Origin of the sequence: Burkholderia sp. AU30198 (genome assembly GCF_020419825.1) — a bacterium.
GTDB lineage: Bacteria > Pseudomonadota > Gammaproteobacteria > Burkholderiales > Burkholderiaceae > Burkholderia.
Genome location: NZ_JAIZSA010000002.1, coordinates 306277 through 320363, shown reverse-complemented (window position 1 = coordinate 320363; position 14087 = coordinate 306277). Strand labels below are relative to the sequence as shown.

Below are 14087 nucleotides of genomic sequence, written 5' to 3'. Positions count from 1 at the left end.
AATAAATCATGTCCACGCCATCCAACGTTTCTCCACCGATCGCCGCCGAACGCAGCGCCGTGCTCGACGAAGCCCACCTGGGCGATATCCGCGGCGCGCTCGGCACGATCGCGCATCACGACACCGGCACCCGCGGCACGTGGTGGGCACGCCTGCGCACGCTGCTCGCGATCATCGGCCCCGGCCTCATCGTGATGGTCGGCGACAACGACGCCGGCGCATTCGGCACCTATACGCAGGCCGGCCAGAACTACGGCACGACGCTGCTGTGGACGCTGCTGCTGCTCGTGCCCGTGCTTTACGTGAACCAGGAAATGGTGCTGCGCCTCGGCGCGGTCACGGGCGTCGGCCATGCACGCCTGATCTTCGAGCGCTTCGGGAAATTCTGGGGCGCGTTCAGCGTGATCGACCTGTTCCTGCTCAATGCGCTCACCATCGTCACCGAGTTCATCGGCATCACGTTCGTGCTGGATTTCTTCGGGCTGCCGAAGGTGGCCGGCGTGTGCGTGGCCGCGGCACTGACCATGGCCGCGGTGAGTACCGGGGATTTCAGGCGCTTCGAGCGGTTCGCGATCGTGCTGTGCCTGCTGAGCCTGCTGCTCGTGCCGGTGCTCGTGTCGATCCATCCGCCGGTGGCGCAGATCTCGCGCGATTTCTTCGTGCCGAACTGGCCCGCGCATGCGAAGCTGTCCGACGTGATGCTGCTCGTGATCGGTATCGTCGGCACGACGGTCGCGCCATGGCAGTTGTTCTTCCAGCAGAGCTACGTGATCGACAAGCGCATCACGCCGCGCTTCATGAAGTATGAAAAGGCGGACCTGTGGATCGGCATCGCCTTCGTGCTGGTCGGCGCAGTCGCGATGATCGCGTTCTCGGCCCAGCTGTTCTCGGGCCATCCGGAATTCGGCAACTTCACCGACGCCGGTGGCATCATCGCGGGCCTCGAGAAGTATTCGGGCCGCACGAGCGCGACGCTGTTCGCCGTCGCCTTGCTCGACGCGTGCATCATCGGCGCAGCGGCCGTATCGCTGTCGACCGCCTATGCGATCGGCGACGTGTTCAAGATCCGCCACTCGCTGCATCGTAACGTGTCGGACGCGAAGGGCTTCTATCTCGTCTACTTCGGCATCGTCGCGGCCGCCGCGGCGCTGGTGCTGATCCCGGGCAGCCCGCTGGGCCTGCTGACGGAAGCCGTGCAAACGCTCGCGGGCGTGCTGCTGCCGAGCGCGACCGTGTTCCTGCTGCTGCTTTGCAACGACAAGCAGGTGCTCGGCCCGTGGATCAACTCGACGAAGCTCAACGTGTTCACGGGCGCGGTGATCTGGGTGCTCGTGATGCTGTCGATCATCCTGACCGCATCGGTGATGTATCCGGACATCAGCGGTGAAGCGATCCTCGATGTGCTGGTGGGCGGCAGCGTGCTCGCAATCGTCGGCTATCTCGCGACGGTGCTGATCCGCCGCAACAAGCGCGTCGTCGAACCGGGCGTCGACCGCTCGCAACGCGACACGTGGCGCATGCCGCCGCTCGACACGCTCGAGCCGCAGAAGATGACGCTGACGACGCGCGTGTGGATGGCCGTGCTGCGCGGCTATCTCGTGATCGCGGTCGGTCTCGTGATCGTCAAGGTGGTGCAGATGATGCTGCTGAAGTAACGCAGCGCATCTTCCAGGAAGCGGCGCCGGACCCGGCACCGCGCCGCAACCCGCACATGCCGGCCCCCGAGGCCGGCATGTGCGTTTACGCGTCTGCTTGCGACGCGCCGCGCCGCGCACGCCGGGCGGCCGTCAGATCAATTCGAGCTTCGACGTCAGGTAGGTGAGCTGGATCCGGTTCGCGACGCCGAAGCGCTTGCGCAGCTTGCGCAGGTGATAGTCGACGTTGTGCGCGCTGGTGTCGAGGCGCCGGCCGATCTCCTTGTCGGAGGCGCCTTCCGCGATGCCGAGCAGCAGTTCCTGCTCGAACGGCGTGAGCCCGTTCACCGCGCGTTCGCGCGACGTCGAGATCAGTTGCGGCGACGCGAACTTGTGCACCGACAGCCCGATCGACAGCGCCTGCTCGATCGTCGCCGGCGTGATCCATTCGCGCGTGCGGCGCGGCGCGGTGAAGCTCATGAACGCGTGCAGCCGCGTGCCGGGCACGGCCATCGAATACATGACGCCGCTGCACATCCCGTCGTCCTGCATCGTCTGCAGGAAGCCGTCGAGCGCGGCCGGCGTCACGCGCGGGCCGGCGTCGCGCTCGCGGTGTTCGCGGCGCAACTGCTGCAGGTCCCACACGATCGGCATGTTGCACACGCGCGCGCCGAGCGTGCGCGGATCGATGTCGTGATGGTTGTGCCGCACGTAGTCGCCGCGATAGGTGGCCGGCGTGAACGCTTCGTGCAGGTAGAGACTTTCGACCCGCTCGTGCGCGAATTCGAGCGCGAAGTACGCGAACGTCGAGAAGCCCGTCAGATGCAGCAGGCTCGCGACGATCCGGCTGCGCTCGGCCGTGCTCTGCGCGTGTGCGAGCGTATCGGCGACGCCGAGCTTCGGCGCGTGCGGCTGCGTGAGCGCGCCGTGTTGCACGTCGTCGCACCAGACGACCTGCACCGGGCGCTCCCGCAGCGCGTCCGGGCACGCGTCCAGCCCGTGCGACGGGCGGGGAAAGATTGGGGCGACCGCTTCTTCATGCAATGCAATATCGGACATGAGCCATCCCTCGGAATCGACGCGCATCGCCTGGCGGCGGCCGTATCGTGTACGGCATTCGCGGCGGTGCGATCGCGCATCGGTGTGATATGCGCCGATCGTCATCCCTGACGAAACGCGGGGGCATTGTACAAAAATGCCGGTGTACGCGTAATATGCCGTAATACTAATGGCGGCGAAAGATTCCTATTCGCACGCATATAACGAAGACCAGAAAATCCATAAAGAAAAGACCAGATCGTGACGGGGCGCAGGTTCACATATTGGGAAAGGGCGGGCTCCTCATGGCATATGCTGACGGCGCACCACGCGTCGAGTGGTTTTCGCAGGCCGATATCGCAACGGCTGCGGCTTATTCGAATGAATATCAGGCAATCGGGCATGACGTTTTTACCGGCATTCAAATTGAATCCGGTAAAACCGACCTTGGCTCGGTCGATTTTGCGCAATGCCATGCGCGATTGCGGCAAATCGGTTTCAGTACGCTCGGTTACGGCGCTTTTGAAATGATCGGGCGGCGCATCCTGTGCGCGCATCTGCTGCGCGACCTCGCGCCCGCGACGTTCATGCAGCCGTTTATCGAAGGCATGCTCTACGAGAGCGACCCGCGGTTCGCGCAGGTGCGGCAAAGCGGCTTTCCGGTCGCGTGGCGGCTCGACGAGATCGAGGCGGCCGCGCAGGGCAGCGGCGACCGCAAGATGCTGGCGCTCGCCGGCCATCTGCGCGCGCATGCGATGCACAGCGGCGTGCTGTTCGGCCTGTCGGCGCCACGCCTCGACCTGCGTGTCGCGGTGAACGTGACGTCGGAGACGCACGGCACCGAATGGATCGACGATCGCGTGATCGGCGGCGCGCTGTCGGTCAGCCTCGCGGTGCATCGCGTCGCGCTGCCGTTCCTCGAGGCACGCATCGCACGCATGCGCGGCTTCGCGCTCGGCGACGAGCAGCAGCAGGTGCTCGACCGCCTTGTGCACGGGCTGTCCGACCAGGAAATCGCGAGCGCGCTGCGCACGTCGCTGCACAAGGTCGGCCACCATATCCGCTCGCTCGAAAAACTCTTCAACGTGCAGAACCGCGCGCAGCTTGCGTATCTGGCGGCGCGCCGTCTGCCGTCCTGACGCAGTCCGTCCCCTGTTTGCTCCGCGTGACCCGATGATCGTCGGGCCGGCCTGCCCGTGGCCGGCCCGACGTGCCGATTCCGATTCGGCCGCGCGCGCCGCCGCGATGCGCACACGATGCTTGACAGTGCTTTTTTCGAGTGATTGCAGCATTCACCAGTGAATTATTGCTGATTTATTTCTTCGTAATATGGCTCGACCGTCACGCCGGACGGCGGGCCGCGAGGTTGCGCCATGCGTGACGGAACTGGTCAACAGGGGCGGACAAATCAATGTGCGGAATCGACGGCTTTTTGAATAGCGTCGCCTTCGATGAGGAGACAGCGCGCGGCACGCTCGCGCGCATGACGGCAAGCCTCGCGCATCGCGGGCCGGACGGGCAGGGGATCTGGGTCGATCCGGAAGCCGGCATTGCGCTCGGCCACCGGCGTCTCGCGATCGTCGACCTGTCGGTACACGGCCGACAGCCGATGGCATCTGCGTGCGGCCGCTACGTCATGGTCTTCAACGGCGAAATCTACAACCATCGCGAACTGCGTGCCGAGCTCGAGCGCGCGGGTCGCGCACCGGCGTGGCGTGGCCACTCCGACAGCGAGGTGCTGATCGCGGCGATCGTCGCGTGGGGTGTCGAAGCGACGCTGCGGCGCGCGACCGGCATGTTCGCGATCGCGCTGTGGAATCGCGAATCGCGGGTGCTGACGCTCGCGCGCGACCGGATCGGCGAGAAGCCGCTCTACTACGGCCGGATCGGCGACGCGCTCGTGTTTGCGTCCGAGCTGAAGGCGCTGCGCGGCTATCCGGGCTTCGACGGCGCGATCGATCGTGACGCGCTGTGCCTGTATCTGCGCCAGTCGAGCGTGCCCGCGCCGCACACGATTTATCGCGGCATCCGCAAGCTGCCGCCCGGCACGTATATCCAGTTCGAGCATGCGCGCGACACGCCGCGCCTGCGCGCGTACTGGACGCTCGAACAGGCGATCGAGGACGGCCGCGCGCAGCCGTTCGAGGGCAGCGCCGACGAGGCGGTCGGCCAGCTCGACACGGTCTTGCGCCAGGCCGTCGCGCGGCAGATGGAGGCCGACGTGCCGCTCGGCGCGTTCCTGTCGGGCGGCGTCGATTCGTCGACGATCGTCGCGCTGATGCAGGCGCAATCGTCGACGCCGGTCGACACGTTCACGATCGGCTTCCATGAAGCCGGCTACGACGAAGCCGGTTATGCGAAGGCCGTCGCGCGCCATCTCGGCACGCGTCATACCGAGCTGTACGTCACGGCCGACCATGCGCTCGGCGTCGTGCCGAAGCTGCCGTCGATCTACGACGAACCGTTTTCCGATGCGTCGCAGATCCCGACCTTTCTCGTGTCGGAGCTGACGCGCCGGCACGTGAAGGTGAGCCTGTCCGGCGACGGCGGCGACGAGCTGTTCGGCGGTTACACGCGCTACTTCCTGACGCCGCGCCTGTGGCGCAAGCTGCATCGCGTCCCGGGCGCCGTGCGCGCGCGGATCGCCGCCGCGCTGCATGCGTTGCGTCCCGATCACGCGGATCAGCTCGCGGCTGTCGCACAGGGGGCGTGGGGCGGCGTGGAGGCTCGCGAATCGGCGACGCGCATCGGCGATCGCCTGCACAAGCTCGGCCACGTGATGACGGCCGAGAGCCGCATCGGGCTGTACCGGCTGCTGATGTCGTCGGTGCATCATCCCGAGCGCCTCGCGCTGTCGGGGCAGGAGCCGGCAACCCCGCTCGACACCGTATCCGCGTGGCCCGCGCACCTGAGCTTCGCCGAGCAGGCGATGGCGATCGATACGCTCACCTACCTGCCGACCGACATCCTCGCGAAAGTCGACCGCGCGGCGATGGCCGTGAGCCTCGAAACGCGCATGCCGTTCCTCGACCATCACGTCGTCGAATTCGCGTGGCGCGTGCCGGCGGAGGTGCGTTTGCCGGAAGGGCAGTCGAAGGCGCTGCTGCGCCGGCTGCTCGACCGGTACGTGCCGACCGCGCTGATCGACCGGCCGAAGCAGGGTTTTTGCGCGCCCGTCGATCACTGGCTGCGCGGTTCGTTGCGTGACTGGGCTGAGGCGTTGTTGCGGCCGTCGCGGTTGCGCGAGGAAGGCTTCTTCGATGCGGCCGCGGTCGAGCGCCTGTGGCGGCAGCACCAGACCGGCCGGATGAACTGGCAGCACCAGTTGTGGACGGTGCTGATGTTCCAGGCGTGGCTGGAAGCGCAGCGCGCCGCGTAAGCGGGCGCGCTGCGCGTCGTCACTGATCGAGGCAGCGCGTGCAGCGCTGTGTCGCGTCGTTCGCGTGCGGGCCGCGGCACCGCGTCGTCACGGGCCGCGCATGGCACGAAGGCGGATCGGCGGAGGCCGCCGGCGACGCTTGTCGACGCGCGCGATCGGGCGGCGTGGTCGCGACGGCATCCATCCGTCGCTGGCGTGCGGGCGGCGTGTCGCGCCCGGCGCTGTCTTCATCCGGATTGCCCGACGTCGTCGACGCGACGTGAAGCGCGTGGTCGTTCGCCGCGTGTGCCAGGCGCGGCGCGGCGCACGCGAGCGCAACCAGTGCGTACAGGCAGGCGACAACGGTTCGCGAATCGCGCATCTTCAAGGTCGTTCCGTTCGTTCAGGGGCCGGCGGCGCGCAGGGCGCGCGGCTGCTGCGTCGATTGTAGGGACGGCAATGGTCGTGTGTCACGCCGGAATCCGTCGTCTCGGGCATGGGCGGCGGCGGCGGCCGGAGCGGTAGCGACGAAGCGTGGCGATGCGCGGACGCAGGCGTCCAAAAGCGACCGCCGCCCGGAGGCGGCGGTCGGGTCGCGACTGGCTGGCGGGCCGGGCGGCGTGCAGGCCGCGCCCGACGGGCGGGCCGCGAGGCGCTGCGGAGCGGCGCAGCGCGGTGGGGGGAATGTCGCTCGCGTGCCGCGATGGCGCGGCACGTGGGGCGAATCGTCAGGCGTAGTCGGCGGCCATCACGGCCTGCGGTGCGACGCGCAGCAGCGGTGCCGCTTCGTGGCGCTCGACGTGCGTCATCGCCGCACCGAACAGCACCAGGCGATAGCCGACTGCGTAGATCGGGATGATCCGCAGGTTCTTGTCGTGATCGAGCTGCAGCTTCGAGCGGATACGCGAGATATGGGTGTCGAGCGTGCGCGACGACACGCCGAGTTCACGGCCCCACACGGCTTCCTGGATTGCCTGCCGCGGCACGATCTTGTTCATGTTGTCGAGCAGGAATTCGACGACGTCGAATTCACGCGGCGTGACGTCAACGACTTTGTTGTCGATTTCGATCGTGCGGCGCACGAAGTTGATTTTTATGTTGTCGATGTACAGGTATTTGCAATCCATGGTGGCCCTCGCATGTCCATAAAGGAGTGTTTGCGGGTCCTGTGCTGCAACTTTCGGGCCAGGGGGCAAATCGTCATCTATCGACAGGGGACTGCACCGGCGCAGGCGGCGTGGCGGCCTTGAATTTAAAAGAATTTTTAACGCGAGGCGCGGAACGGGTGGAAAAGGGGGCGGGGCAACCGTGAAGGATTGTTACGTAGCATCGGGGGGTGACGTTACGGCCGTTACGTCGGGCGTAACGTGTGGGAGGCGGGAATCGGGGCCGGCGGAACGTCGCTGCGGACGGAGGTCGAACCCTGCATCGAACCTTGCGTGAATCGACGGGTTCTCTATATGGATCAATGCGTTACGGGCGATTTTCGCCGACATCGAACCCTGCATCGGCCGCGTCCGGAAAAAAACGCCGGCCGCAAGACGTCTTCCGTCCCGCAGCCGGCGTTCCGGCCCGTCATCAAGCCTTCGCGCTATCCGCCGAATCGAACGGCAGCACGTAGTGCCGCTTGCCCGTCGCCGCGAAGATCGCGTTCGCGACAGCCGGCCCGACCGGCGCGACGCCCGGCTCGCCGACCCCGGTCGGTGCTTCGGCCGACGGCACGATATGCACTTCGACCTTCGGCATTTCCGCGATACGCAGCACGTGGTAGCCGTCGAAGTTGCGCTGCTCGACCTGGCCGTCCTTCAGCGTGATCGCGCTGTGCATCACCGCGCCGAGCCCGAAGCCGATGCCGCCTTCCATCTGCGCGGCGACGATGTCGGGATTGATCGCGATCCCGCAATCGACCGCGCACACCACGCGCTCGACCTTCACCTGGCCGTCCGCATCGACCGACACCTCGGCCACCTGCGCGACATAGCTCTTGAACGCCTCGGCGACCGCGATCCCGCGCCCGCGGCCCTTCGGCAGCGGCTTGGCCGGATCCCAGCCGGCCTTCTGCGCGGCGAGGTCCAGCACCGCGCGCATGCGTGGTTCCTTCTCGAGCAGGTCGCGGCGGAACGCGTACGGATCTTTGCCGGCCGTGTGCGCGGCTTCGTCGATGAACGCCTCGACCGCGTAGGCGGTGTGCGAGCTGCCGACCACGCGCCACCACAGCACGGGCACGCCCGTCTTCGCGGTGGTGAGTTCGACCGACACGTTCGGCACCGCGTACGGCAGGTTCGCCGCACCCTCGACCGAGGTGGCATCGACGCCGTTCTTCACCATGAACGCCTCGAACGGCGTGCCGGCGAGGATCGACTGGCCGACGATGCGGTGGCGCCAGCCGACCAGCTTGCCGTCCGCGGTCAGCCCCGCGTCGAGCTTGTGGAAGTACATCGGCCGGTAGAAGCCGCCCTGGATGTCGTCCTCGCGCGTCCACTGCAGCTTGACGGGCTTGCCGTCCGCGCCGAGCGCCTTCGCGATCGACACGGCCTCGACCACGTAGTCCGACCACGCGTTCGCGCGCCGGCCGAAGCTGCCGCCCGCGTACAGCGTGTGGATCTGCACCTGCTCGGGCATCAGCCCTGCCGTCCGGGCCGCGTTGGCCTGGTCGACCGTCTGGAACTGGTCGCCGGCCCAGATCTCGCAGCTGTCCGCCGTCAGCTTGACGACCGCGTCGAGCGGCTCCATCGGCGCGTGCGCGAGATACGGGAATTCGTAGGTCGCGCCGATCTTGCGTGCCGCGCCCGCAATCGCCGCATCGGCATCGCCGTCCTTGCGTGCCGACGTGCCCGGCTTGTCGGCGAGCTGCCGGTATTCGCGCATGATCTCGTCCGAGCTGCGCTTTTCGGCGTTCGTTTCGTCCCATTCGACCTTCAGCGCGTCGCGGCCCTGTTTCGCGGCCCAGAAGCCGGTCCCGACGACCGCGATGCCACCCGGCACCTGCACGACCGACACGACACCCGGCACGGCCTTGGCCGCCGTCGCGTCGAACGATTTCACCTTCGCGCCGAAGCGCGGCGGCCGCTGCAGCAGCGCGACGCGCATGCCGGGGAAGGTCGTGTCGAGCGTGAAATGCGCGGTGCCGTTCGATTTTGCCGACGCGTCGACGCGCGGGATCCGGTGACCGATCAGCTTGAAATCGGCCGGCTGCTTCAGCGTGACCTTGTCGGGCACCGGCAGCTTCGACGCATCGGCGACGAGCGTGCCGTACGCGGCCGTCTTGCCGCTCTGCGCATGCGTGACGACGCCATTGGCCGTCGTCAGCTCGCCGGCCGGTACCTTCCAGCGGGCCGCCGCGGCCGATACCAGCATCGCGCGGGCCTTGCCGCCCGCTTCGCGCAGCTGCTGCCACGAGTTCGACATGGCCGAGCTGCCGCCCGTCCCCTGCATCGTGCCGAACGCGAGGTTCGCGTAGCGTTTCGCATCGGCCGGCGCGCTTTCGACGCGCACGTGCGACCAGTCGGCGTCGAGCTCCTCGGCGACGATCGTCGCGATGCCCGTATACGCGCCCTGGCCCAGTTCGACGTGCTTCGCGATGACCGTGACGGCGCCGTCGGGCGTGATGCGCAGGAACGCGTTCGGCGCGAAGTCGGCGGCGGGTGCCGTCGCCGCCAGCGCGCGGCGGCCGAGGCCGGCCCATTCGAAGCCGATGGTCAGGCTGACGGCGGCCGCGGCGCCCGCGGCCTTCAGGAACGTGCGGCGCGACGGACGCACCGAACCGGTGTTGTCGAGTTCGATCGTCATGGTCACGCTCCCAGCGTTGCGGCCGCGTCGTGGATCGCCGCCCGGATGCGGGCGTAGGTCGCACAGCGGCACAGGTTGCCGTTCATCGCGGCATCGATGTCCGCGTCGGTCGGCTTCGGGTTCTGTTCGAGCAGCGCGGTGGCCGACATGATCTGGCCCGACTGGCAGTAACCGCACTGCGGCACCTGCAGCTTGACCCAGGCGGCCTGCACGGCCTGCGCGGGCTTGCTCTGCAGGCCTTCGATCGTCGTGATGTGCTTGCCCGCGATGCCGGCGAGCGGCAGCACGCACGAGCGGACGGCCTGGCCTTCGAGATGCACCGTGCACGCGCCGCACTGCGCCATGCCGCAGCCGAACTTCGTGCCGGTCAGTCCCGCGTGTTCGCGAATCGCCCAGAGGACGGGCATCGACGGATCGGCGTCGAGCGTGACGTTCTTGCCGTTCAGGACAAACGAGGTAGGCATTGTGATTGTCTCCGTGGGGAAAACCCGGCATGCGCCCGGTCAGCGGGCAGTGTGCGCGAGCAGCGGATTTTTGCGTCTACCCAATCCTGCAAATTTATTGAACAATCCTGCAAATCCCGGGCAGGCCGCGGGCGGTTTCGCTATGCTCCCGCGACATGAGGAAATTGATCGAGGAAGTGTCATGGACATGACCGATATCGTGGCGTCGCGCGAATCCGGGCGGCGCGAGCTGGCGATGCTGATCGGCCGTTTTGCGCCGGCGGACGGCTCGCATTCGACGGCCGTGCCGGGCCTGATGCTGCACCGGCACACGCGGCCGGTCGATCTCGGCTGCGGGGTGTCGCGGGCCGCGCTCGTGATCGCCGCGCAGGGCGCGAAGCGCGTGATCGTGGCCGGCCAGGCTTACGAGTACGACACGCAGAATTGCCTGATTACATCGATCGACTTGCCGATCCTGTCGCGCGTGACGCGCGCGTCGCCGGACGCGCCGTACCTGTGCCTGTCGCTGACACTCGATCCGCAGCGCATCGTCGAGCTCGCGGCCGAGATGCGGCTGCCGGAACCCGACGCGGGCCCCGAGGGCGAGGGGATCGCGCTCGCCGAGCTGACGCCGCCGCTGCTCGATGCCGCGCTGCGGCTGTTGCGGCTGCTCGATACGCCGGCCGACATTCCGGTCGTCGCGCCGCTGATCGAAAAGGAACTGCTGTACCGGCTGATGACGAGCGGGCAGGGCACGCGGCTGCGGCATATGGCGATCGCGGGCAGCCAGACGCACCGGATCGCGCGCGCGATCGAATGGATCCGCGATCACTTCGCGGAACCGATGCGCGTCGAGTCGCTCGCGCAGGCGGTCAACATGAGCGTGTCGTCGCTGCACCATCATTTCAAGCACGTGACGACGCTGAGCCCGCTGCAGTACCAGAAGCAGTTGCGGCTGCACGAGGCGCGACGGCTGTTGCTGCGGCAGGGCGGCGATGTCGGGTCGGTGGCCGCCGTCGTCGGCTACGAAAGCGCGTCGCAGTTCAGCCGCGAATACAGCCGGCTGTTCGGCGCACCGCCGATGCGCGACGTCGTGCAGTTGCGGAAGAAGGAGCTGCTCGGCTGATGGCGCGCTGCTGACGCGCCACCGGGCACCGATCCATTCACCTGGCGACCACCGACGTCTGCAGGAACGCCGGCGCGATCCGCCAGTCCGGCACATAGTGCGCCGGCCACGCGCCCGGCGTATCGACCGCGTTGAAATACACCACGGCCTTCAGCAGCGGATAGCGCCACAGCGACCGCTGGAATTCGTCGAGCGCCTCGCGCTTGCGCGCATTCGACCCGTCGACGCCGAGCTCCGTGACCATCACCGGCAGCCCGTAGTCGGCCACGCGCTCGTACTTGGTCCGCAGGATGCTCGCGGCGGAGGCGTGGCCGCCAACCGGCCAGACCGCGCAGCGCGGGCAGTCGAACACGGACAGGCCGATGTCGTCCACGTAGCCGCGGCCCGGGAAATAGTCGTCGAGGTTCCGGTTGCCGGCCGGCGACCACACGAAGCGGATCTGGTCGGTCATCGCGCGGCACGTGGTCACGACCCGCCGGTACGCATCGACGTAGGCCGACGCATCGCCGATCGCCCACGGATAGCGTCCGGTGTCGGCCTCCATCTCGTGGCCCCAGCGCACGAACACGGGGCTCTTCAACGCGGCGAGCGCCGAGCAGGTGGCCGCGATCCGCGCGTCGTAGCGTCCGTGCGCGATATCGTCGAGCAGTGCGCCCTGCCGCGTGTCGCCGGCCGCCCACGGCTCGACGGTCAGTATCAGTGAACGGTTGCGCGCCTGCGCGTTCTGGTACGCATCGTCGATTTCCGCGCGGATGTCGGGCGCGTTCCACGACACGAACACATGGTCGAACGCGAGATCCCGGCTGTCCGCGAGTGTCTTCTCGGGATCGTACGCGCCGAGTTCGGGCTGCTTCACCGGTTCGCCCGGCACGGGTGCGACCATGGCCGGCAAACCCGAGCGCCACATCATCGCCTGCCAGCCTTTCGGCGCGCGCAGCCCGATGCCCGACAGCAGCATCGCGAGCGCGATGACGAACAGCGCGTTGCGTACGGGCAGGCGGCTGAAGAACATCTGCCGGAACGCCGACCACTCGAGCCCTTGCTCCCTGCCGTGATTCACCGCGATGACGGCCGCGATCGCGAGATACAGGATGCTCGTCAGCGTCGAGAACAGATAGAAGCCGGCGGCGTTGCGCGGATTCTCGACCGTGACGACGGGCAGGCTGCAGAACAGCGAGATCAGCAGATACGGCGCGACCACGCGCAGCGGCGCATCCTGTTCGATCGTGCCGCCTTTCGGCGTGACCTTGAACGGAAATTCCTTGCCGCGCACGCAGTCGAACACCGCCGACGCGCAGCCGAGCACGACCCACGGCCAGCGCGCGAACACGAACGACAGTCCTTCCCACGACAGCAGCTTCGTATTCAGCGGGCGGCACGACTGGGTCGAATGCGTGGCCCAGGTCACGACGCACAGGATCAGCACGGTCAGCGGCAGCGAGTAGGTGAGGTACGTGAGGTAGTCGACGTGCGCCCATACACGCCCGGTAAGCAGCGCGACGACCGGAATCACGACGCTGCCAGCCATCGCGAGCGCGCACAGCGGGTACCACAACTGGCAGAACAGGAACTGCGCCTTCAGCTTCAGCGGCAGCCCCATGAAATAGTGGCGCGTGTAACGCAGCATGATGATCATCACGCTCTTGGACCATTGGAATTCCTGCGTGGCCAGGTCGCCGAACGTGCGCGGCCCTTCGCCGTTCGCGATCGCGTTCAGCGCATGCATGCCGCGCCAGCCCTTCGCATTGAAGATCATCGTGGTCGAGTGATCCTCGGCGAGTTCGGGCCCGAGCCCGCCGATCTCGCGCAGCGCGCGGCAGCGCACCGCATAGTGCGAGCCGATGCACAGCGGCGCGAGGCCGCCCGCATAGCCGGCCTGCATCGTGCCGTGCAGCGGCCCCTCGACGTTCACGCGCCCGCGTGCGCTCCAGCTTTCGGCCGCGTTGCTGTCGCAGATGCTCGGCGCCGACACGTAGCCGACTTCCGGATCGATGAACGGCCGCAGCATCTCCTCGAGATAGGTACGGGTCGGCACGTGATCGGCATCGAGCTGCGACACGAAATCGTAGTTGTCGTAGCCGACCGTATCGTAGAAGTACGCGAGATTGCCTTCCTTGCACTTGGTCCGGCGCGGCCAGCTTGCGCGGTGGTACGCGGCAATGCCGCGCCGCGTCGACACGAATACGCCGCGCTCGCGGCACCAGTCGAGCGTCTCGGGCGACGGGTCTTCATCGGCGAGCCACGTATCGTGCGGGTAGGTCTGGTCGAGCATCGCGAGCAGCGTCGTGCGGACGATGTCGAACGGCTCGGACGGCGCCTTGGTGACGACCATCGCGACGCGCCAGTCGCGCGGCACCGGCAGCGCGGGGTTCGGCACGACCGCCGAGCGGATGATGAAGATGAAGTAGCCGGGAATGAAGGTGGTCCAGAACAGCACGAAGCAGTTGACGCCGAAGCGGAATGCGTCGACATAGTGCTCGTCGCGCAGCCACCAGCGCCAGAAGATGCCCAGCGCGACGAACCAGCACAACGCGAGGATATGGAAGACGATCCGGGTCCCGCTGTCCATCAACGGGACGAGGAGCGGGGCGTCCGCGTGCGGCGATGCGGCGCGATCCCCTTCCGGGGCGATGGTGTCGGCCGTATCCGGCGCAGGGCCGCCGGCAAGCGACGCAACCAGCTTCTTCATGGTGTTCTCC

9 protein-coding genes and 1 pseudogene are annotated in these 14087 nt (G+C 67.4%); 4 read left to right on the top strand and 6 right to left on the bottom strand.

Annotation, left to right across the window (positions count from 1 at the left end):
* Nucleotides 1-8: 8 nt before the first annotated feature.
* A complete protein-coding gene (locus tag LGN19_RS07020; protein ID WP_226213698.1) occupies nt 9-1655 on the top strand; it encodes an NRAMP family divalent metal transporter in 1647 nt (548 codons plus the stop codon).
* A 132-nt stretch (nt 1656-1787) separates the two neighbouring features.
* Here the strand turns inward: LGN19_RS07020 and LGN19_RS07015 are convergent, their stop codons facing one another.
* On the bottom strand, nt 1788-2693 hold the full coding sequence (locus LGN19_RS07015; RefSeq protein WP_226213697.1) for a helix-turn-helix transcriptional regulator: 906 nt from the start codon (nt 2691-2693) through the stop codon (nt 1788-1790).
* 284 nt (nt 2694-2977) lie between these two features.
* Between LGN19_RS07015 and LGN19_RS07010 the strand changes: the two genes are divergently transcribed.
* Together LGN19_RS07010 and asnB are read left to right on the top strand one after the other, a co-directional pair.
* Nucleotides 2978-3811: a helix-turn-helix transcriptional regulator gene (locus LGN19_RS07010; protein WP_175220176.1), complete on the top strand. Its 834-nt coding sequence runs from the start codon at nt 2978-2980 to the stop codon at nt 3809-3811.
* A 272-nt stretch (nt 3812-4083) separates the two neighbouring features.
* Nucleotides 4084-6051, top strand: a complete 1968-nt coding sequence (asnB, locus tag LGN19_RS07005) for an asparagine synthase (glutamine-hydrolyzing) (protein WP_174955778.1) — start codon at nt 4084-4086, stop codon at nt 6049-6051.
* A gap of 19 nt (nt 6052-6070) precedes the next feature.
* On the opposite strand, the pseudogene LGN19_RS07000 reads toward asnB, so the two are convergent.
* From LGN19_RS07000 to LGN19_RS06985, 4 genes and pseudogenes are all read right to left on the bottom strand, one after another.
* Nucleotides 6071-6262: pseudogene (locus tag LGN19_RS07000) on the bottom strand (lytic transglycosylase); the annotation flags it as partial.
* A gap of 496 nt (nt 6263-6758) precedes the next feature.
* On the bottom strand, nt 6759-7157 hold the full coding sequence (locus LGN19_RS06995; protein WP_122947641.1) for a winged helix-turn-helix domain-containing protein: 399 nt from the start codon (nt 7155-7157) through the stop codon (nt 6759-6761).
* Between the two features lie 451 nt (nt 7158-7608).
* Entirely contained in the window at nt 7609-9819 is a 2211-nt protein-coding gene (locus LGN19_RS06990; RefSeq protein WP_226213696.1) for a xanthine dehydrogenase family protein molybdopterin-binding subunit, read from the bottom strand.
* 2 nt (nt 9820-9821) lie between these two features.
* Nucleotides 9822-10283 (bottom strand): (2Fe-2S)-binding protein, encoded by a 462-nt coding sequence (locus LGN19_RS06985; protein ID WP_021162969.1) that lies wholly within the window; start codon nt 10281-10283, stop codon nt 9822-9824.
* 181 nt (nt 10284-10464) lie between these two features.
* Between LGN19_RS06985 and LGN19_RS06980 the strand changes: the two genes are divergently transcribed.
* On the top strand, nt 10465-11388 hold the full coding sequence (locus LGN19_RS06980; protein ID WP_122947638.1) for an AraC family transcriptional regulator: 924 nt from the start codon (nt 10465-10467) through the stop codon (nt 11386-11388).
* A 37-nt stretch (nt 11389-11425) separates the two neighbouring features.
* On the opposite strand, the gene LGN19_RS06975 is transcribed toward LGN19_RS06980, so the two are convergent.
* On the bottom strand, nt 11426-14077 hold the full coding sequence (locus LGN19_RS06975; protein WP_226213695.1) for a glycosyltransferase family 2 protein: 2652 nt from the start codon (nt 14075-14077) through the stop codon (nt 11426-11428).
* Between the last annotated feature and the right edge of the window lie 10 nt (nt 14078-14087).